Source organism: Acidipila sp. EB88 (assembly GCF_003858395.1).
In the GTDB taxonomy this organism is placed as follows: domain Bacteria; phylum Acidobacteriota; class Terriglobia; order Terriglobales; family Acidobacteriaceae; genus EB88.
The window spans coordinates 2,024,352-2,044,013 of the sequence record NZ_QWEV01000005.1 but is presented as its reverse complement, the minus strand read 5'-3'; the positions used below and the strand labels follow the sequence as shown (position 1 = coordinate 2,044,013).

General features: G+C 65.5%; 11 protein-coding genes. 6 read left to right on the top strand and 5 right to left on the bottom strand.

The window, feature by feature from the left end; genetic code table 11:
- Positions 1-120: 120 nt before the first annotated feature.
- Complete coding sequence (locus D1Y84_RS18435) at positions 121-2,091, bottom strand: MsnO8 family LLM class oxidoreductase (protein ID WP_233581301.1); 1,971 nt, start codon at positions 2,089-2,091, stop codon at positions 121-123.
- A gap of 131 nt (positions 2,092-2,222) precedes the next feature.
- Here D1Y84_RS18435 and D1Y84_RS09130 point away from each other — a divergent pair, with 131 nt between their 5' ends.
- From D1Y84_RS09130 to D1Y84_RS09105, 6 genes are all read left to right on the top strand, one after another.
- Positions 2,223-3,710 (top strand): UbiA family prenyltransferase, encoded by a 1,488-nt coding sequence (locus D1Y84_RS09130; protein ID WP_370245742.1) that lies wholly within the window; start codon positions 2,223-2,225, stop codon positions 3,708-3,710.
- Positions 3,711-3,872: 162 nt separating this feature from the next.
- Positions 3,873-5,285, top strand: coding sequence for an FAD-binding oxidoreductase (locus D1Y84_RS09125; protein ID WP_124848234.1), 1,413 nt, complete (start codon positions 3,873-3,875; stop codon positions 5,283-5,285).
- Positions 5,278-6,051 (top strand): SDR family oxidoreductase, encoded by a 774-nt coding sequence (locus D1Y84_RS09120; protein WP_124848233.1) that lies wholly within the window; start codon positions 5,278-5,280, stop codon positions 6,049-6,051. Before D1Y84_RS09125 ends, D1Y84_RS09120 begins: the two co-directional genes overlap by 8 nt.
- Before the next feature lie 440 nt (positions 6,052-6,491).
- Positions 6,492-9,860, top strand: coding sequence for an efflux RND transporter permease subunit (locus tag D1Y84_RS09115; protein ID WP_124848232.1), 3,369 nt, complete (start codon positions 6,492-6,494; stop codon positions 9,858-9,860).
- The gene (locus D1Y84_RS09110; protein ID WP_124848231.1) at positions 9,857-11,245 is read left to right on the top strand and encodes an efflux RND transporter periplasmic adaptor subunit; all 1,389 of its coding nucleotides are present in this window, start codon (positions 9,857-9,859) and stop codon (positions 11,243-11,245) included. The genes D1Y84_RS09115 and D1Y84_RS09110 overlap by 4 nt, the downstream gene beginning before the upstream one ends.
- Before the next feature lie 8 nt (positions 11,246-11,253).
- Positions 11,254-12,765 carry an efflux transporter outer membrane subunit gene (locus D1Y84_RS09105; RefSeq protein ID WP_233581300.1) on the top strand — a complete coding sequence of 504 codons (1,512 nt, stop codon included), beginning with the start codon at positions 11,254-11,256 and terminating at the stop codon, positions 12,763-12,765.
- Positions 12,766-12,916: 151 nt separating this feature from the next.
- On the opposite strand, the gene D1Y84_RS09100 is transcribed toward D1Y84_RS09105, so the two are convergent.
- The 4 genes from D1Y84_RS09100 to ahcY all read right to left on the bottom strand — a co-directional run bounded on the left by D1Y84_RS09100 (position 12,917) and on the right by ahcY (position 19,557).
- A complete protein-coding gene (locus D1Y84_RS09100) occupies positions 12,917-14,785 on the bottom strand; it encodes an APC family permease (RefSeq protein WP_124848230.1) in 1,869 nt (622 codons plus the stop codon).
- 82 nt (positions 14,786-14,867) lie between these two features.
- Complete coding sequence (locus D1Y84_RS09095; RefSeq protein WP_124848229.1) at positions 14,868-16,673, bottom strand: hypothetical protein; 1,806 nt, start codon at positions 16,671-16,673, stop codon at positions 14,868-14,870.
- A gap of 281 nt (positions 16,674-16,954) precedes the next feature.
- Complete coding sequence (locus tag D1Y84_RS09090) at positions 16,955-18,145, bottom strand: LssY C-terminal domain-containing protein (protein WP_158615404.1); 1,191 nt, start codon at positions 18,143-18,145, stop codon at positions 16,955-16,957.
- 116 nt (positions 18,146-18,261) lie between these two features.
- Positions 18,262-19,557: an adenosylhomocysteinase gene (ahcY, locus tag D1Y84_RS09085; protein WP_199726381.1), complete on the bottom strand. Its 1,296-nt coding sequence runs from the start codon at positions 19,555-19,557 to the stop codon at positions 18,262-18,264.
- Between the last annotated feature and the right edge of the window lie 105 nt (positions 19,558-19,662).

Here is a 19,662-nt window from a genome sequence, read left to right as displayed (position 1 = left end):
ACGGCCGCGCTGAACGGCGCACAGGGCGTTGCCGACGCGCACAAAAGGGCTGCACCCCCGGACGACTTCAAAAGTCGCCGGGGTGCAGCCCTTTTGTGTGTGCGGCGGGCGCCGCGGGGTTCAGCCTTCGAGCGTTTCCGCGGAGGCGCGGATGAACTGGGCCACGGCGGCCGGTTGCGAGAGCACCACGAGGTGGCTGGCGGCGACCTCCTCGACGCGGGCGTGGATGCGTTTGGCCAGCTCGCGCTGGGTGGCGGGTGCGAGGATGCGGTCTTCCGTGGTGACGAGGTAGGCGGTGGGCTTGCGCTTCCAGGCCGGGTCGGAGAGTTTGCTTTCAAAGAGCTTGTAGCTGGTGGGCTTTTGCACGGCGACGGCCAGGTGGATGACGCCGCGATGCAGGTCGTGCCCGAGCGCGGCCGATGCAAAGGGAGCATCGAGCCACAGGAAGCCGTTGGCATCGGGGCCAATGGTCATCTGTTCAGCAGCCGGATGCATGGCCAGGAGGCTGCCGAACACCTCGTCGGCCTCGGGGGCGAAGGCGCACACGTAGGCCAGGCCGACGACCTTGGGGTTGTTGCCGGCAGCCGAGATGACGGCGCCGGCATAGGAGTGGCCGACCAGCAGCACCGGGCCCTTGATGTGGTCGAGCAGCAGTTCCACGGCAGCCACATCGCCCTCGTAGGACTTGAGCGGAAGCTGCGCGGAGCGCACCGAATAGCCCTCATGCGCGAGCGTGGTGAGTACGTTGGTCCAGACGCTGCCATCGCACCATGCGCCGTGTACAAGCACGATGGTGCCTGGTTTTCTATCTCCTGCCATTGAGTTCCTCGCAAGTGCGTTTGTTGTTTTGATGCGTGTGAGACGTACGAGGCATGCTACCGGCTCCGCGCTGGCTTCGGCGCCCGGGTTACCGGGCGGCCAGGGCGGGGGTGGCGTCGGTGGTGAAGGTGGCGGCGGGATGCTGCTGAGGGAAGATCTCCGCGAGCAGGGTGTAGGAGCGCAGGCGCGCCGCGTGGCTGTGCGTGATGGTGTTGACCACGATTTCGTCGAGCGCCAGCGAGCGGGCCATGGCGCCGAGTTCGCGCTCCACGGTGGCGGGGCTGCCGACGATGTAGCGGGGGAACTCGCCCTCTTCCCCGGGGTGTCGGGCGCGAACCCGAACGGGCCGCTGGTGGCGGCGGAGCGGGCGTTGAGCAGGCGCTCGGCCTGCGCGGGATCGGCCACGGGGCGGCGGTCGCCTTCGCGGATGCGCTGCTGCAGGAGGCGCACGCTGGCATGGAGGAAGCGTGCTTCTTCGTCGGTGTCGGCCACGATGACGCCGACCGCGGCAGTGCACTGCGGGGCGGCAAGACGGGCGGAGGGCTGGAAGGCGCGGCGATAGCTTTCGAGCGCATTGCGGGTGGCGACGGGGGAGAAGAAATGCGCAAAGGCGTAGGGCAAACCCCACTGGGCAGCGGCGGCGGAGCCCCACATGCTCGAACCCAGGAGCCAGACCGTGGGGGTGCCGGTGCCCGGCGCGGGGGCGGGCGAGATGTGGATGCGGCTGAAAGGGTGGCCGTGGGGGAAGCCCTGGTTGGCGTCGTGACCGGTGTCCGAGTCGGTGCCTGGGTCGGCGCCGGCGCCGTGGGGAGCCGCATCGGGATTGCTGCCGAGCCAGGCGAGCAGCTCGGCCAGCTGGTCGGGAAAGTCGTCGGCGGGCATGGACTTACGGTCGCGGCGCAGGGCCTGCGACTCGAGCGGTCCGCCGCCGGGCGCGCGGCCCACGCCGAGGTCGATGCGGCCGGGGTACATGGCGTGCAGGGTCAGGAAGTTTTCCGCGACCTTGAACGGTGCGTAGTGCGGCAGCATGATGCCGCCGGAGCCGATGCGGATGGAGCGGGTAGCAGCGCCGATGCGGGCCAGCACCACCTCGGGCGAAGAGCAGGCGAGGGTCTGCATGGCATGGTGTTCGGACATCCAGAAGCGCCGATAGCCGAGCGCCTCAACGTGCTGGGCTAGCTCCACGGAGCGATCGAGCGCCTCCCCGGCGGTGGAACCTTCGGCGATGGGCGACTGGTCGAGTACGGAAAGCAGAAGCGGCTTTGCTGCCATATGGGTGCGATCCTCGCGAACGATCCCGGTGTGCCGGGCCTTCGCATTGGATGAGCCAGGCTGCGCGAAGACTCGCGGGAAGCAGGCAGACTGACGACCATGCGGTGGCTGAGCGCCTGCTATACTCGCCGATGCTGATGATACAAGCGAGTACTCCCATCCAGTCCGCCGCGGCCAAGGTTGAAGCAAGCAGGGCAACGGCGCGTCCGCTATGCGTGGACCTGGATGGCACGCTCGTGAAGTGCGACACCCTGATCGATACATTGCTGCTGATGGTGCGCACGCACACGCGTGACCTTGCGCTGGTGCCGGGCTGGATCGCACGGGGCAAGGCAACGCTGAAGCGCGAGGTGACGGCGCGGATCCGCCTGGACGTCGCTACCCTGCCCTATAACCAGCCGCTGCTGCAGTATCTCGAGCTGGAACGCGGGCGGGGCAGGCGCCTGTACCTGGCCACCGGCGCCGACTCCGCGCTGGCCGACCGCGTGGCGAAGTACCTGGGCCTGTTTGACGGGGTGCTGGCAAGCGATGGGCGCACCAACCTGACCGGCCACAACAAGCTGCGCTCATTCGAGGAGCGGTTCGGGGCGGGTGGCTTTGACTACATCGGCAATGCGCGGCCGGATGTGCCGCTGCTTTGCCATGCGGGCACGGCGATGACGGCGAACCCGGATGCAGCGCTGCGCCGCGCGATTCGCGCCGGCAAGTTCGTTGCGGCCCGGCAGTTTATCGACCGGGTCTCGCCGCTGCGGGCGCTGCAGCGTGCGGCGCGGGTGCACCAGTGGGCCAAGAACGTGCTGATGTTTGTGCCGCTGCTGCTGGCCCATGCGCTGCAGCCGCAGCGGCTGTTCGAGGCCGTGCTGGCGTTTGTATGTTTCTCCCTGTGTGCGTCCTCGACCTATATCGTGAACGACCTGTTGGATATCGAGGCAGACCGGAAGCATCCGCGCAAGCGGCGGCGCCCGTTTGCGGCGGGCGACCTGCAGGCCAAGACGGGCGTGTTGCTGTCGGCAGGGTTGCTGGTGGCGGCACTGGGCCTGGCCGCGTTCCTGCCGGGGCGCTTTATGCTGTGCCTGGTGGCATACCTGGTGACAACGCTTTCGTACTCGCTGTACCTGAAGCGGGTGGTGCTGGTGGACGTGGTGCTGCTGTCGGGGCTGTACACGCTGCGGCTGCTGGCCGGCTCAGCCGCGACGGGGGTAGCCATTTCGCCCTGGCTGGCGGGCTTCTCGGTGTTCCTGTTCCTTTCACTGGCGATCGTGAAGCGGTTTGCGGAGCTGCAGAATATCCGCGCCGCAGGGCAGGTGCCCTCGAACGGGCGCGGCTACCTGCTAAGCGACATCGAGCAGATGCGGTCGTTCGGCACCAGCAGCGCGTATGCCTCGATCGTGGTGTTCTCGCTGTACATCAGCCAGGGCGACGTGGCGGGACTGTACCCGCACCCGCAGCGCCTGTGGCTGATGACGCCGATCATGATCCTGTGGGTGAGCCGGGTGTGGCTGCTGGCCAGCCGCGGCGAACTGGATGAGGACCCGGTGATCTTTGCGCTGACGGACCGGATGAGCCTGCTGCTGGGCGCGACGGCGGTGTGCGTGCTGCTGGTGGCGGCCATCCACTAAGCGCGGCGTGCGACACACGGGTTAGAAATGCACGGGCCGGAGCGCATTTGGTGGCGTAGCCGAGGGATGGAAGCCGGGCAGGCACAAGCCTCCCGTGCCCCGATACACTGAACAAGATCGCCGGCAGTGGCGCATACGCTGCCTGAGCAAGGACAGACCACCATGGCAGAACCCTCCTCTGAGCCCCAGCAGTCCAGCGAGCCGCTGCCGTCCACCCGGGCGGCCGATGGGCCGAAAAAGCGTGCCAAGGCCGCGTTCGAGTCGTGGGGTCGCTACCCGAGGCTGCAGACCGAGCTGCGCACGCTTTCCTGGATCTCGGACTTTCCCCCGGCGCACCGCCGGGATGGCCCGATGCTGCCGGTGGGCGCGGGCAGGTCCTACGGGGACGTGTGCCTGCTCGAAGACGGCACGCTGCTGCAGACGCGTGGCATGGATCGCTTTCTGCACTTTGACCCGGCGACGGGGCTGCTGCGCTGCGAAGCAGGGGTAACGCTGGCCGAGATCCTGGACTTTGCGGTGCCGCTTGGTTTCTTTCTGCCGGTGACGCCGGGCACCAAGTTCGTGACGGTGGGCGGCGCGATTGCGAATGATATTCACGGCAAGAACCACCACATCGCCGGGACGTTCGGCTCGCACGTGCTGCGGTTCGAGCTCGTGCGCTCGGATGGCTCGCGCATTCTGTGCTCGGGACGCGAGAACCGGGAATGGTTCCAGATGACGATCGGCGGGCTGGGCCTGACGGGGTTGATCTCGTGGGCCGAGGTGCGTTTGCGGCCGATCGTGTCGCGCGGGATCCAGTACCGGGGCGACAAGTTCGTGGGGTTTGCGGAGTTCCTGGAGCTGTCGCGGGCGGCGGCCGAGGTGGAATACACGGTGGCGTGGATCGACTGCGTGTCGACCGGCAAGAACTTTGCGCGCGGCATTTTCATGCAGGGCGCGCATGCGGGGATCGAGACGACCGCGGCCCACCCGCTGCGCCGGTCCCCGAACGGCGGCGAGCCGAGCGTCGCGCTGCCGGTGGACCTGCCTGGATTCCTGCTGAACAAGGCCACGATCGGGCTGTTCAACACGGCGTATTACAACAAGCAGCGGCACAAGACGGTGCACTCGGTGGTGGACTACGAGCCGTTCTTTTACCCGCTGGACAAGATCGGCCATTGGAACCGGATGTACGGCAAGGCGGGACTCCTGCAGTTCCAGTGCGTGCTGCCTTGGGACACGGACCAGCACGGGATTACGCAGATCATGAAGGCGATCACGCAGTCGGGGATGGCGTCGTTCCTGGCGGTGCTGAAGGTGTTTGGCGATGTGCCGTCGCCAGGGGTGATGTCGTTCCCGAGGCCCGGGCTGACGCTGGCGCTGGACTTCCCCGTGCGCGCAGAGGTGTCATTTGACCTGCTGGACAGGCTGGCGGCGATCACCTTCGAGCATGGCGGGCGGATGTACCCGGCCAAGGACGCGCGGATGTCGGGCGAGCACTTCCGGGCGTTCTTTCCGCAGTGGGAGCAGTTTGGCGCGTACGTGGACCCGGCATTCGATTCGGGCTTCTGGCAGAGGGTGACGGGACGTGGCTAAGCAACCGGTGATCGACCCGAAACGCATTGTGATCCTGGGAGCGACTTCGGCCATTGCGCAGGCGACCGCGCGGCGGCTGCTTGAAAAAGGCGGCGCCGGGGAAGTGAGCTTCTTCCTGGTGGCGCGCGACCCGTACAAGCTGGACGCGGTGGCGAACGACCTGCGCACGCGCGGAGCTAGGGCCGTGACCTCGTACGCAATGGACCTGGACAACACGGAAGCGCATGCGGAGATGCTGTCGTCGGCGGCGTTTGCGCTGGGCATGATCGACATGGCGCTGGTGGCCTACGGCGTACTGGGCAACCAGCGGGCGGCGGAGATGGATCCGCGGCTGGCCGAGGCGGTGTACCGGACCAACTTTCTGTCGCCTGCCTCGCTGATCACGTGGCTGGCGAACTACTTCGAGGGGCACAGCCGTGGGTGCCTGGCGGTGATCTCGTCGGTAGCGGGGGATCGCGGGCGGCAGAGTAACTATGTGTACGGGGCGTCCAAGGCGGCGCTGAACGTGCTGGTGGATGGGCTGCGCAACCGCATCGACCGGACCGGGGTGCAGGTGCTGCTGATCAAGCCGGGGTTTGTGGCGACGCCAATGACGGCACACCTGCCGCGTGGCCCGTTGTTCGCGGAGCCGCGGGCGATCGGCGCGGGCATTGTGCGCGCGGTGGAAAACCGCAGGGACACGGTGTACCTGCCGGGCTTCTGGCGGGTGGTCATGTTTATGGTGAAGAGCGTCCCGGGGTTTCTGTTCAAGAACCTGAATATGTAGGCGCAGCGCCAGGGGCGTGGGCGCGTTCGTCGCGTCTGCCCCGTGAATGTTGCTGGTTCATGGCTCGCTTGCGGGGTCGCTTGAGGGGCGTCTGGCGGCCGCTTTGGAGTGCCGCAGCGGCGCCACGCTGCCTCGAAACCGTCATCGATTGTTACCTGCGCAACGGAAAGCATGACAGCCGGGGAGAAACAGCGGGTCCTTTCGCCTGAAATCAGCGTCTACTAACACTATGTGTTGGGGCCGCTCCGCCGCATGCCGCGGCTGGCGCAGGGAAAAGCTTGTTACTGGCCGCGCCATGCGCTCTGCCTTTTGCGGGCACCCGGGGACCTCGTCGGGACGCACTGGTGCATGTGCCTGCCTATTTCAAGTTGTGTGGATGTGTGAACGCAGGCTGAACGCAGCGCACTGACGCTCGGTCCTGCACGGAGACGCCGCCTTTTATGTGGATTGTTCGCCTCGCGCTGCGACGGCCTTATACCTTTGCCGTGCTGGCTTTGCTGCTGCTGATCCTCGGTCCCGTCGCGATCGTGGAAACGCCGACCGATATCTTCCCGAACATCAATATCCCGGTTATCGCGATGATCTGGCAGTACACGGGCCTGTCGCCCGAGCAGATGTCGAGCCGGATCGTGCTGCTATCTGAGCGCACGCTGACGACCACTGTCAACGACATCGAGCACGTGGAATCGCAGTCGCTGAACGGGATCGGCATCATCAAGATCTTCTTTCAGCCCAATGTGAACATCGCCGACGCCAACGCGCAGGTGACGGCGATTGCACAAACGCAGCTGCGGCAGTTGCCGGCCGGCACCACGCCGCCGCTGATCCTGCAGTACTCGGCCTCGAGCGTGCCTATCATCCAGCTCGGCCTGTCGGGACAGGGATTGAGCGAGCAGCAGCTGAACGATTTCGGGTTGAACTTCATCCGGACGCAGCTCGTGACGGTGGCGGGCGCGGGTATTCCCTACCCGTATGGCGGCAAGCAGCGGCAGGTGCAGGTGGACCTGAACCTGCAGGCGCTGCAGTCCAAGGGGCTGGCGCCGACCGACGTGGTGTCGACGGTGGCCTCGCAGAACCTGATCCTGCCATCGGGCACGTTCAAGGTGAACCAGTTCGAGTACCAGGTGGAGACCAACTCGGCGCCGTCGACGATCGAGGGGCTGAACAACCTGCCGATCCGCTCGGTCAACGGCAACATGGTCTACATGCACGACGTGGCGCACGTGCGCGACGGCTTCCCGCCACAGACCAACATCGTGCGCGTGGATGGGCAAAGGGCTTCGCTGCTTTCGGTGATCAAGACGGGCGACGCGTCCACGCTGGACATCGTGGCGGGCATCCGCTCCAAGCTGCCGGGGCTGCTGGCGCAGCTGCCGCCGCAGCTCAAGATCACGCCGCTGGCCGACCAGTCAGTGTTCGTGAAGGCCTCGATCTCGGGCGTAGTACGTGAGGCGCTGATCGCCGCCTGCCTGACCGCGATCATGATCCTGCTGTTCCTGGGCTCGTTCCGCTCGACGATCATCATCGCGGTGTCGATCCCGCTGTCGATCATCACCTCGCTGCTGGTGCTCGCGGCGCTGGGCGAGACGATCAACATCATGACGCTGGGCGGGCTCGCGCTCGCGGTTGGCATCCTGGTGGATGACGCGACGGTGGAGATCGAGAACATCAACCGCAACCTTGAAGAAGGCAAGGCAATTGAGCAGGGCATTCTGGACGCGGCTTCGCAGATTGCCGTGCCGGCACTTGTTGCGACGATCTCGATCTGCATCGTGTTTGTGCCGATGTTCTTCCTGTCGGGCGTGGCCAAGTACCTGTTTGTGCCGCTGGCCGAAGCCGTGGTGTTCGCCATGCTGGCCTCGTACCTGCTCTCGCGTACCGTGGTGCCGACCATGGCGATGTACATGCTGAAGGAGCATGACGAAGAGACAGCGCGGGCGAAGCATGAAAGCCGCAACCCGCTGATCCGGTTCCAGCTTGGGTTTGAGCGGCAGTTTGAAAAGGTGCGCAACGGCTATCAGACGGTGCTGGAGTTGTGCATTGCGCGGCCTTTGATCTTTACGCTGCTGTTCTTCGGGTTCACCATTGGCTCGGCGGTGCTGCTGTTCCCGTTCCTGGGGCAGGACTTCTTCCCGTCGGTTGATGCAGGGAGGTTCACGCTGCATGTGCGTGCGCGCACCGGCACCCGGATCGAAGAGACGGCGCGGCTGATCGACCAGGTGGATAAGACGATCCGCGAGGTGATCCCGGCGAGCGAGCTGACGACGATCATCGACAACATCGGGCTTCCCTACTCCGGCATCAACCTGACGTACTCGAACTCGGCGCCGATCGGCCCCGCAGACGCGGATATCCAGGTGTCGTTGAACGAGAAGCATCACCCGAGCGAGCTGTATGTGCAGAAGCTACGCGGCATCCTGGCGCAGCGGTTCCCGGGCACGATCTTTTACGAGCTGCCATCGGACATGATCACGCAGATCCTGAACTTCGGCCTGCCGGCGCCGATCGACATCCAGATCTCGGGGCCGAACCTAGTGGGCAACCGCGCGTTCGCGGTGAAGCTGCTGGACCGAATCCGCTACGTGCCCGGCACGGCCGACCTGCGTATCCAGCAGCCGTTCAACAATCCGCGCATGTACGTGGACGTGGACCGGACCAAGAGCCAGCAGCTTGGACTGTCCCAGCAGGACGTGGCGCAGAGCATTCTGTCGGCGACCAGCGGATCGTTCCAGACTTCACCGACGTTCTTCCTGGATCCGAAGAACAATGTTTCGTACAACATCGCGGTGCAGTCGCCGCAGTACAACCTCGACACGCTGAACGATCTTTCCAACATTCCGCTGGCGGCGACGGGCAATGCGACCTCGGGAGCGAGCACGGCGGTGGCTGGGGCTGCCGGGTACACGGGGCCTTCACCCTCGTCGCTGGCGGCGATCATGCCGCAGAGCTCGGTGACGGGACCACGGCCGCTGCAGATCCTGGGCAACGTGGCGACGTTTACGCAGGGCGAGGAGATGGGTACGGTCTCGCACTACAACATCTCGCCAGCGATCGATATCTACGGCAACGTGGTGAACAGCGATCTGTCCAGCGTGGATAAGCACATGGAACAGATCATCGCGGGTATGAAGAACGAGCTGCCGCATGGCTCGCGGCTGGTGGTGCGCGGGCAGGTGCAGACGATGCACACTTCGTTCACCGGCCTGTACCTCGGGCTGGCGTTCTCGATCGTGCTGGTCTACGCGCTGATCGTAGTGAACTTCCAGAGCTGGCTTGACCCGTTCATTATCATCTCGGGCCTGCCGGCAGCGCTGTCTGGCATCGTGTGGTTCCTGTTCCTGACGGGTACGCACATCAGCGTGCCGGCGCTGACGGGCGCGATTATGTGCATGGGCGTCGCGACGTCGAACTCCATCCTGGTGGTGTCGTTTGCCAGGGAACACCTGGAGCAGCACCCGGGCGAGGCGACCGAGTCGGCGATTGCGGCGGGGTTCACACGGTTCCGGCCGGTGATCATGACGGCGCTGGCGATGATGATCGGCATGCTGCCGATGTCGCTGGGTCTCGGCGATGGCGGCGAAGAGAATGCGCCGCTGGGCCGCGCGGTGATCGGCGGACTGCTGTTTGCGACGACCTCGACGCTGTTCTTTATCCCGACGTTCTTCAGCGTGGTGCACACGCGGCTGGAGCGGAAGCGGGCTGAGCGGCAGCAGAAGGAAGACCAGAAAAAGCGGCATGAGCAGGAAAAGCAGGACAGGGCTTCGGAGCAACAGGGCCACGGAAATGGCCGGGAGAATGCAACCGCATGAGCAGTGACCAGCAAAGAACGAACCGCAACGCCGAGGCACAGCAGGACGGCCAGAACGGGCAGGACCAGAAGCACAAGGGTGCGGAGCATCCTCACCAGGAAGGCGAGGTACAGCGCCGCGAGCCCCTGTCCACCGGCAAGGCGCTGGTGCTGATCGTAGGCGGACTGGTGCTGGCGGTGGTGCTGGCCGGCCTGGGGATCATTCCGCGGGTACGGGCGCAGAAGCGGCTGACCAGCCAGACCGATGCCACGGCCGCGCCCTCGGTGCTGGTCGCCAAGCCAATCCAGGGCAAGCCGGAGGACACGCTGCTGCTGCCCGGCGCGCTGCAGGCGTATATCTCGTCGCCGATCTACGCGCGCACCTCGGGCTACCTGACGCACTGGTACGCGGATATCGGCGCGCACGTGCGCAAGGGCGCGCTGCTGGCCGTGATTGAAAGCCCGGAGGTGGACCAGCAGTTGAAGCAGGCGAAAGCCGACCTGGCCACCGCGGAGGCCAATGCACGCAATGCCACGATCCAGGCCAAGCGCTACCAGTCGCTGCTGACGCAGGATGCCGTGTCGCAGCAGGACACCGACAACTTCACGACGTCGCAGCTCTCGACCAACACCCAGGTGCAGAGCGCGCAGGCCAACGTGGACCGTTTGCAGCAGCTGGTCGGGTTCGAGCGGGTGTATGCGCCGTTTGACGGCGTGGTGACCTCGCGTTCTGTTGACGTGGGCCAGTTGATCAACGCAGGCGCCGCAACCAACCAGGAGCTGTTCGAGGTGTCGCAGGTTTCGACGCTGCGCGTGTACGTGTCGATCCCGCAGGTGGACTCTCTGGGAGCGAAGCGCGGCACGCCGGCACAGCTGTTGCTGGCCGAGTACCCGGGCAGGACGTTTACAGGGCACATTGTGCGGACCGCAAGCGCGATTGACCCGAACACCCGTACGCTGCTGGTCGAAGTAGATGTGGACAACCGTGACGGCCGGCTGATGCCGGGAGCGTATGCACAGGTTTCGATGCACCTCAACATCGGCGTAAAGAGCCTGGTGGTGCCGGTACCGGCGATGATCTTCCGCGCGCAGGGGCTGCAGGTAGCGGTGGTGGAAAACGGCAAGGCTAAGCTGGTACCGATCACGGTCGGGCAGGATGATGGACGTGTGGTGCAGGTGGTAAGCGGCATCACGGCGGACTCGCAGGTGGTGCAGAACCCGCCGGACTCCATCTTCGATGGGGAGGCAGTGCAGATTGTGCAGCCGACTAAGGATGGGGCAAGCGGCGGACCAGCCGGCGGCGCCAACACGGCCGAGGGTGCGCAACAAAGCACGGGCTCGCAGCAGACAGGCAGTCAGGCGAACACGGCTGCCTCCAAGCAGAGCAGCGGCGCGGGGGGCAAGTAGTGGTGGATGTGGATCTGGAACCAACCTCCCGCCCCGGCGGGCGTGGCGCCAGTGCTGATTCTGCACGGCGCGCTTCCCTGCCCTGGACCGCAGCGCTGCTGGTAGGCGCGATGGCGCTTTCCGGCTGCAAGGTCGGGCCCAACTATGTGAAGCCGCCGTCTGCGCCACCGGCGCTGACATACAAGGAGCTGCCACCGCCGCCCGGCACCTGGAAGCCCGCGGTGCCGGCGGATGCGCTGGCGCGTGGAGAGTGGTGGCTGCAGTTCGGCGACCCTACGCTGACGGATCTGGAAACCCGGCTCACCGGCGCCAACCTGCAGGTGCAGGCAGCGCTGGCCAACTACACGGCCGCCGCCGCCGCGGTGCGCCAGGCCAAGGCCAGCTTCTATCCCACCCTCTCACTAGGACCGACGATCCAGCGGGAGCGGCTCTCGTACAACCGGCCAAACTACGTGAGCAACCTGACGCCCAGCCAGTACAACGACTTTGCGCTGAGCGGCAGCGCGAGCTGGCAGCCGGACTTCTGGGGGCAGGTGCGCCGCGAGGTCGAGAACGCCCGGGCCAACGCGCAGGCGCTGGCTGCGGACCAGGCCAACGTGGAGCTCTCGGTGCGCACGGAGCTGGCAGTGGACTACTACCAGTTGCGTGGGCTGGACGCCCAGCAGCAGTTGCTGGACACCACGCTTTCGACCTTCCAGGCTTACCTGGAGCTGACGCAGAAGCGCTTCCGCGGAGGTGTTTCGACCGAGGCGGATGTGGCGCTGGCGCAGACCCAGCTGGCCACCACGCAAACGCAGACCATCGATGTAGCGATTGCGCGCGCACAGTACCAGCACGCCATCGCCACCCTCCTGGGGATCTCGGCGTCGGCCTTCTCGCTGCCGCCGATGCCGCAGAACACCAACATCCCGGATATCCCCACGGGCGTGCCTTCCGAGCTGCTGGAGAGGCGGCCGGACGTGGCCGCTGCCGAACGGCGCGCGCAGGCCGCGAACGAGCAGATCGGCGTCGCGATCGCGGCGTACTACCCGAACATCTCACTGACCGGCGGCGGCGGCTTTGAAAGCGGCGAGCCGGGCACCTGGATCCAGGGGCCGAGCGAGCTCTGGTCGGTCGGCGCGTCGGCGATTGAGACGATCTTCGATGGGGGGCGACGGCGCGCAGTCACAGACCAGGCGCGGGCCAACTACTCGTCGACCGTGGCGAACTACCGGCTGACTGTGCTCAACAGCTTCCAGGAGGTCGAGGACAACCTGGCAGCGCTGCGGGTGCTGCAGCAGGAAGAGGGTTCGGCTGCGAACGCCGTGCGCTCCGCCACGAACTCGCTGCGGCTCAGCACCAACCGCTACAAGGGAGGCGTCACCACGTACCTGGAGGTGCTGACCTCGCAACAGGCACAGCTTGCCAACCAGCGCACCTCGGAGGACATCACCACGCGCCGGTTTGTGGCGAGTGTGCAACTGGTGAGCTCGCTCGGCGGCGGGTGGAATACCTCGAAGCTGCCGGCGAATCCTAAATAGCAAGAGCGCCTACGCGGGATGCGGCCACTTCGTGGCGGGTGTACCTGAAACGCAAAGGCCTCAAGCTTTCTGGATGATTTTTCCAGAAAGCTTGAGGCCCTTGTTCTGAGCGAGTACATGTCCCGAAGGGACCGCGAGCCGCGCAGGCGGTTTAGAGGTACCAGGGGATGTTGATCACGAAGATGCGCTGGTTGCCGCGCACCAGCAACAGGAGTTTGAGCAGGTTGCCGCGCTGGTTGTGGAGCAGGTTTTCGTACCAGTGTTTGACCACCAGCTCGGGAACAAGCACGGCGATGTGGCGATCCGCGTAGCGTTTTTCCTGCTCAAGCACGTGTTTAACCATGGGCAGGAGCACGAAGCGGAAAGGCGAGGAGAGGGTGACGAGTTCCGGCACGGGGCGGTTGGCGGCGCGCAGGGGGGTGACGACCATCTGTTCCCATTCGTCGCAGATGGTGACCTGCTGCCCGTCTTCCTCGGCCATGACGTGGACGGCCTGCACCTCGCTGGACATAACCATGGCCAGCCGAAGCGCCTTCTCGGAGATGCGGCTCCAGCGATCGATGGGGACGATCACGAAGGGTTCGAGCAGGCCCGTGGTGTCGAGTGGTGCGTCGGTGGAGATTTCACGGCGCACGCGTTCGTAGTGGTGGTGCACCATCACCATGACCATGATGAGCAGTGGAATCAGCAGCGCGGTGACCCAGGCGCCGCTGACGAACTTGGTGACCAGCACGACCAAGGTGGTGATGCCGGTGGCGAATGCACCGATGCCGTTGACGAGCATCTTGAAGCGGGAACCCTTGCCGGGGTTCTTGCGCCAGTGCTCCACCATGCCGGCCTGCGAGAGGGTGAAGGCAAGGAAGGCGCCGATGGCGTAGAGCGGGATCAGACGGTCGGTGACACCGCGGAAGATCAGCAGCAGCATCGCGGTGAGCAGGACCAGCAGGTACACGCCCCACGAGTAGAGCAGGCGGCGGCCGCGCAGGGTAAACACACGCGGCAGGTAGCCGTTGAGGGCGATGACGCGCAACACGCGCGGGAAACCGGCGAAGGCCGTGTTGGCAGAAAGCGCGAGCACCAGCAGGATGGAGCTCATCGCAACCCAGTAGAAGATGCCGCGCCCGGTCACAGCCTGCAGCAGTTCGGACAGCACGCTCTGGTAGTGCGGGGAGTTGGGATCGGTGGCGCCGACGTTGTATGCGCGGCAGAGAAAGGCGATGCCGGCGAGCAGGGCGACCAGCGTCGCGATGATCACGGTCAGCGTCTTTTTCGCGGTAGGGGCGCGCGGCTCGCGGAAGGCGTTGGCGCCGTTGGACACGGCTTCGACCCCGGTCATGGCGGTACAGCCACTCGAGAAGACCTTGAGCAGCAGCCAGAACGACAATGCCTCGGTCGCGCCGGGGAGTTTGGGCGGATGGATCACGGCATGGGGGTGGCCACCGGCAACGATGGTGTGGAAGAGGCCGAGGCCGATGAGCAGCAGAAGGCTGCCGATGAACAGGTAGGTCGGGACCAGGATGATCAGGCCGGTGTCGCGCACGCCACGCAGGTTGATCAGGGTGAGCACGGCCAGGATGCCCAGGCACAGGGAGAGGGTATGCGGCTGCAGCGTGGGCACGGCGGAGATCAGCGCGCCGACGCCGGCGGAGATACCGACAGCCGCGGTCAGTACGTAGTCGATCATGAGAGCCGCGGCAGCAAGCAGACCGGCGGACACGCCCAGATTCTCGGTTGCAACGGTATAGGAGCCGCCGCCGTTGGGATAGGCATCGATGGTCTGCCGGTAGGAGACGAAGACGATGAGCAGCAGCCCGATGATGGCGGCAGTGATGGGAACGATGTGCTCAATGCCGGCGAAGCCGAGGGGCAGGAGCAGGGTCAGTGCTGCTTCCGGTCCGTATGCCGCGGAGGAGAGTCCGTCCAGCCCAAAAATCGCGACGCCCGAGGAAGCGCCGATCTGTTCTGAGTGTTCCTCGGATGTGGCGAGCGGCTTGCCTAGAAGGAGATCGGTGAGAGACATGGGGTGAGGTCAATTCTCCTGGAAACGTCTGGGGAAACCTTGAGGCGTGTGCTGAGATGCACAGCGCCCCTCAGCGAGCCTACTACGGGGTTACCGAAGACGCGTCCGACGGTTGCAGATTGGCCTTTGCAGGTTCGAGCACGGTGTCGCACAGCAGCTCGGCATAGGTGGAGCGCATCCAGGATCGCCCGCAGAAAACGTGCGTGGCGTGGTAGCCGTTCTGCTCGAAGTAGCCGGTGATGGAGAACCAGTCATTGAGCGTGATGCCGGGAGCGGGCGGGGTGACCGGCTGCCAGTCCCGGGTGATCTCGGCGTCGTGCCCATTCTCGAAACCGCCCATGATGATGAAGGCCGGGTGCTTTGCCAGCGCCTCCTGCACGGTGCCGTAGGTGCGCATCATGGTGCTCCAGTACCAGTAGCGGTGCGGCGGCTGGTTGAAGTAGATGTTGTGATCGAAGTAGAGCAGCGGACTGATGCTGTTGTAGTAGAAGCCGGCGATGGGAAGGCCGGAGCCGGCGGCGCCCACCCCCCGGGACTTTAGATAGTCGGCCGTGAGCTTGCCCGGGGAGTACGGAGACTTGTGTTCGCTGCGCAACGCGTGAAAGCTCCAGGTGATCTGCACGGCACAGGTGAGCACCAGCAGCACAGTGGTGGTGCGCTCCAGCAGGAGCGAGAAACCAGGTCGACGTGCGGTGCCTGCAAACGCTTCAGTGGCGCGCGGCCAGGTCAGCCACAGGGTCGTGACAAAGCCGGTCAGCACCATGCCCGCGTGCCGGGGCGCCAGGTAGAGCGAGGTGAACACGACCACCATAAGCAGGTAGGGCATTAGGCCGGCGATGCCGAGTGGGCCGCCGGGGAAGGTAGCGGCGCCGTGGACCGCCAGCGGCGCGGCGTTGGGTGCGCGGCGCCCTGTTGCTGCCTGCAGGATCACCAGCAGCACCAGCAGCAGGGCCAGCGGGCGGTACACCGACAACGGGTAGGTAATCACGGCAAGAGTGTGGATGAGCTTGTTAAGAAAGCTGTGGATGCCGTGGCGCTCATGCACGGGCACGGGCCCCATGGGCAGGTTGGCCATGGGCTGGTGCACCAGCGACGCGGGCCCGGTTTTGTGGATGCCGACCTGGTGCTCGATCTTGGCGATGGAGCGCTGGATGTTGTTGCCGGCTGCGTAATCGATGTCGGCGGCAGGCAGCATGGTGGCGATAGCGCCCGCCCAGAACACCAGCAGCAAGGCGACCGCCGGGATGCTGCGCAGCAGGCGGCCGCGCCAGTGGAACAGGGCTGCCAGCGCCATGCCGCCCGAGACCAGGGCGGCGTGTACCGAGAGGTTGGCCATGGGGCCAAGCAGGAGCACCAGCAGCAGCGGGCGCGGGCGGGCACTGCGCAGCAGCGCGGCTGCCGGAAAAGCGAGGATGGCAAACAGGCAGTAGGAGCGCGCCACCACCGCGTCCTGGTAGAGCAGGAAGAACGTGAACGGCAGCAGCCAGCGCACCAGGCGCGGGAACGGCGCAAAGCGCAGGAGCACGGCGACCGCGGCGGCCTGGATGGCGGCAACGATCCAGCGCATGCCGTCGAACGATACATGCAGGAACTGCAGCACTTTCAGAAACGCATGCCAGAGTCCGCCGGTGCCTTCGTAATGCAGGCTGTGCACGAACAGGGTCTTCCAGCTCACGCCTCCGGCCAGCATCCAGGCCTGGGCTTCGTCGGACCAGGGCACGTGCTGCACGACACCGAAGGCCACGCAGGCGCACCAGAGCACAAGAATGATTGTCTCGCCTAGGCCCCAGCGCTGCGCGGCAGCCGGAGTGGTGAGAGCCGTGGGCCATCGCCGCAAGGGGCGGCCTACGCGAGCGGTTGAGGTGAAGACTTGTTGCTGTACAGCCATTGTGTTGATCCTTCTTCGTACGGACTTGCTTGTACCGGGTGCCGCCTGTGTGGGTGAAGCGCGCCGGGCCGTGCGTCGATCGGTGCGTGCAGCGAACAAAGCAAACGTTTAGCCCCCGTCACTCCGGAGAGCGGAGACGGCGGAGTTGGCCCTGGTGTTGCGGCAGCGGGATAGTCCCCGATCCTCCTGCTGCATACCCGCCCGCTGATGCTGGGACGTTGCTCGCCGCGGAATACGTTTGCCGGCTGTTTTGGGCAGCATGAAAAAATCGGCTCCTGCTTCTATCGCAGTACCAGAACCACAACGCGGCCGTCCGTTCGGAAGCTGCCGCCCGTGGCGGTCGCGCCTTGATGCACCGCATCGGCAGGGGTGACGTAGGCACCCGCGTCCAGGGCGCCGGCAGCAGTGAAGCTGTCCTTGATGAAGTCCCGCTCCTGGTCGATCTGCGGGTCAATGTGATGCGTAATGCCGTTGTCACGCTGATCCCGCTCGAGTCCATTGTCGTGGGTGGCAGAACCGACCCAAAGAGTGCGCCCGGCGACGGCCTCGCCGCTGTTCCAAAGGCGCAGGTGATGCCGGACCAGGGCGACAGCCAGCGGATCGCCGCGTGCGTAGCTGAGGTCCTGCGGGCGGCCAAACAGGTACAGGGTGCTCATGGGCATCTCGAGGTAGGCCTTTTTCGAGAGGGTCGCGATCAATCCGTGGACCACGGCGGCGTCAGTGGTCTTGTCGACCTCCACCCAGCCTGCAGCGGTGAAGGCCTTTTTCACCTGCGCCTCGGTGCCGAGCAGCGCAAAGTTCACCACATCGCCCGGGTCATTGCTGGCGTCGGCGACCCTGCGCGGGATCGCGGCAAAGAGCGCGGGCAGGCTGGCCTGCCGGAGGTCAAACGGCGGCGCGGCTGGCGCCACGGCTACCGTCTTCGACAAGTTGAGCGTGACGGTGTAGCGGCCGGTGCCGGCCAGCGTGTCGCTGACATTGGCGGCCAGGAAGAGCTCGCCGCTCGCGGGTGCGTCTTCGCTCAGCGACTCGCCGATGGCGAAGGGCACAGCGGCTTCGGAGTTGCCGATCGTGCCGATCAATGCGCCGGTGTTGGCCTCGGCCAGAGGGAACCCGCGCAGCAGGTCTTTCCAGCCCCTGGCAGCGCCGACCGGGCCGGTGCGGCGCTGGTCCGCAAGCGTGAGGCTGCCGGTGGCGCTGAAGGCGAGATGGTCGTCCGGGGAAACCGCGAAGCCGGCGTCCACCCATGCGCCGGTGCCAGGGACAGCCAGGGTATAGCTGCGCTTGCGCGAGGCAAGCGCGCTGGCCAGCGGCCGGACGACAGGGATGGGCTGGATGGTGTCGGAAGGGTAGGCGTGCGGCGCCGGCTCGACGCCAGCGCTGGTGCCGGTCGAGACAGTTGCCTGCGCCTCGCAACGGAGCGCGACGCTGAGCAGCACAATGGCGCAGACCTTGGGGAAGATCAGGATCATGTGAAGGTGTGGGTACAGGGAGTCAGATGCTGAGAGCGGGCCGGACCCGCAAAAAGATCTGCGACGCAAGAAGCCCGGCATGCGCCGGGCTTTCTTTGCATTGGAGCAGCAACAGCTTAGGTGCCTTCGGACCAGCCGGACAGGTAGGCTTCCTGCTCGGGTGTCAGCGTGTCGATGTCGACCTTCATCGCCGCCAGCTTGAGCTTGGCAACGCGCTTGTCGAGGTTCTCGGGCACGGGGAAGACATCCTTGGGGAGGTTCTTGTACTCGGCCATCAGGTACTCGGCGGCAAGCGCCTGGTTGGCAAAGCTCATGTCCATCACGCTGGCGGGGTGCCCTTCAGCGGCGGTCAGGTTGATCAGGCGGCCTTCGCCGAGCAGGCGGATGGTGCGGCCGTCCTGCAGGGTGAACTCTTCCACAAACTGGCGCGGGGTACGACGGCTGGTGGCGAGCGACTCAAGCGCGGGGATATCAATCTCGACGTTGAAGTGGCCGGAGTTGGCGACCAGCGCCCCGTGCTTCATGACCTCGAAGTGCTCCTTGCGGATCACGCTCTTGTTGCCGGTCAGCGTCACGAAGATGTCACCTACCTTGGCGGCTTCTTCCATCGGCAGGACGCGGTAGCCGTCCATCACGGCTTCAAGCGCCTTGGTCGGATCAATCTCGGTCACGATGACCTCGGCGCCCATGCCGCGGGCACGCATCGCGAGACCGCGACCGCACCAGCCGTAGCCGAGCACCACGAAGCGCGAACCGGCGATCAGCGCGTTGGTGCAGCGGATCACGCCGTCGAGCGTGGACTGGCCGGTGCCGTAACGGTTGTCGAACATGTGCTTGGTCAGCGCGTCGTTGACGGCGACGACCGGGTAGCGCAGCACGCCGTCCTTGGCCATGGCGCGCAGGCGGATGACGCCCGTGGTGGTTTCCTCGGTGCCGGCAATCACGTCGGCCAGGGCATCCTGGCGCTTGGTGTGCAGCAGGGTCACGAGGTCGCAACCGTCGTCCATGGTGAAGTTGGGCTTGTGGTCAAGCGCGGCCTGCAGGTGGCGATAGTAGCCTTCGCTGTCGATCCCGTTGATGGCAAACGTGGAGATGCCGTACTCAGCGACGAGGGCGGCAGCCGTTTCGTCCTGGGTCGACAGGGGGTTGGAGGCGCAAAGAGCGATGTCGGCGCCGCCGTCCTTGAGCGCGAGCATCAGGTTGGCCGTTTCGGTGGTGACGTGGAGGCAGGCCGCGACGCGCACACCCTTGAGGGGCTGCGTCTTCTTGAACTCTTCGCGGATGAGTGCGAGCACGGGCATGGAAGCACCGGCCCACTCGATTCGCCTTCTGCCTTCCGCGGCAAGCGAAAGGTCCTTTACGTCGTATTGCAGAGTCGTCGCAACTGGGGTTGGTGCCTCAATAATAGCCATAGGTATGTACGGGTGAGGCAGGCAAGCGCGCCCGGGCTCAGCCAGTTATCTCCTCTTTTCTGAAGGATAGCATCGGCCCACCGGAGCGCCGAGCGATAAGTACCG

What these genes read in the sequence shown, in the direction of transcription:
- D1Y84_RS18435 (WP_233581301.1), bottom strand. Translation starts at nt 2,091, where the DNA reads ATGGCAGCAAAGCCGCTTCTGCTTTCCGTACTCGACCAGTCGCCCATC.
- D1Y84_RS09130 (WP_370245742.1), top strand. Translation starts at nt 2,223, where the DNA reads ATGCTGATGATACAAGCGAGTACTCCCATCCAGTCCGCCGCGGCCAAG.
- D1Y84_RS09125 (WP_124848234.1), top strand. Translation starts at nt 3,873, where the DNA reads ATGGCAGAACCCTCCTCTGAGCCCCAGCAGTCCAGCGAGCCGCTGCCG.
- D1Y84_RS09115 (WP_124848232.1), top strand. Translation starts at nt 6,492, where the DNA reads ATGTGGATTGTTCGCCTCGCGCTGCGACGGCCTTATACCTTTGCCGTG.
- D1Y84_RS09110 (WP_124848231.1), top strand. Translation starts at nt 9,857, where the DNA reads ATGAGCAGTGACCAGCAAAGAACGAACCGCAACGCCGAGGCACAGCAG.
- D1Y84_RS09100 (WP_124848230.1), bottom strand. Translation starts at nt 14,785, where the DNA reads ATGTCTCTCACCGATCTCCTTCTAGGCAAGCCGCTCGCCACATCCGAG.
- D1Y84_RS09095 (WP_124848229.1), bottom strand. Translation starts at nt 16,673, where the DNA reads ATGGCTGTACAGCAACAAGTCTTCACCTCAACCGCTCGCGTAGGCCGC.
- D1Y84_RS09090 (WP_158615404.1), bottom strand. Translation starts at nt 18,145, where the DNA reads ATGATCCTGATCTTCCCCAAGGTCTGCGCCATTGTGCTGCTCAGCGTC.
- ahcY (WP_199726381.1), bottom strand. Translation starts at nt 19,557, where the DNA reads ATGGCTATTATTGAGGCACCAACCCCAGTTGCGACGACTCTGCAATAC.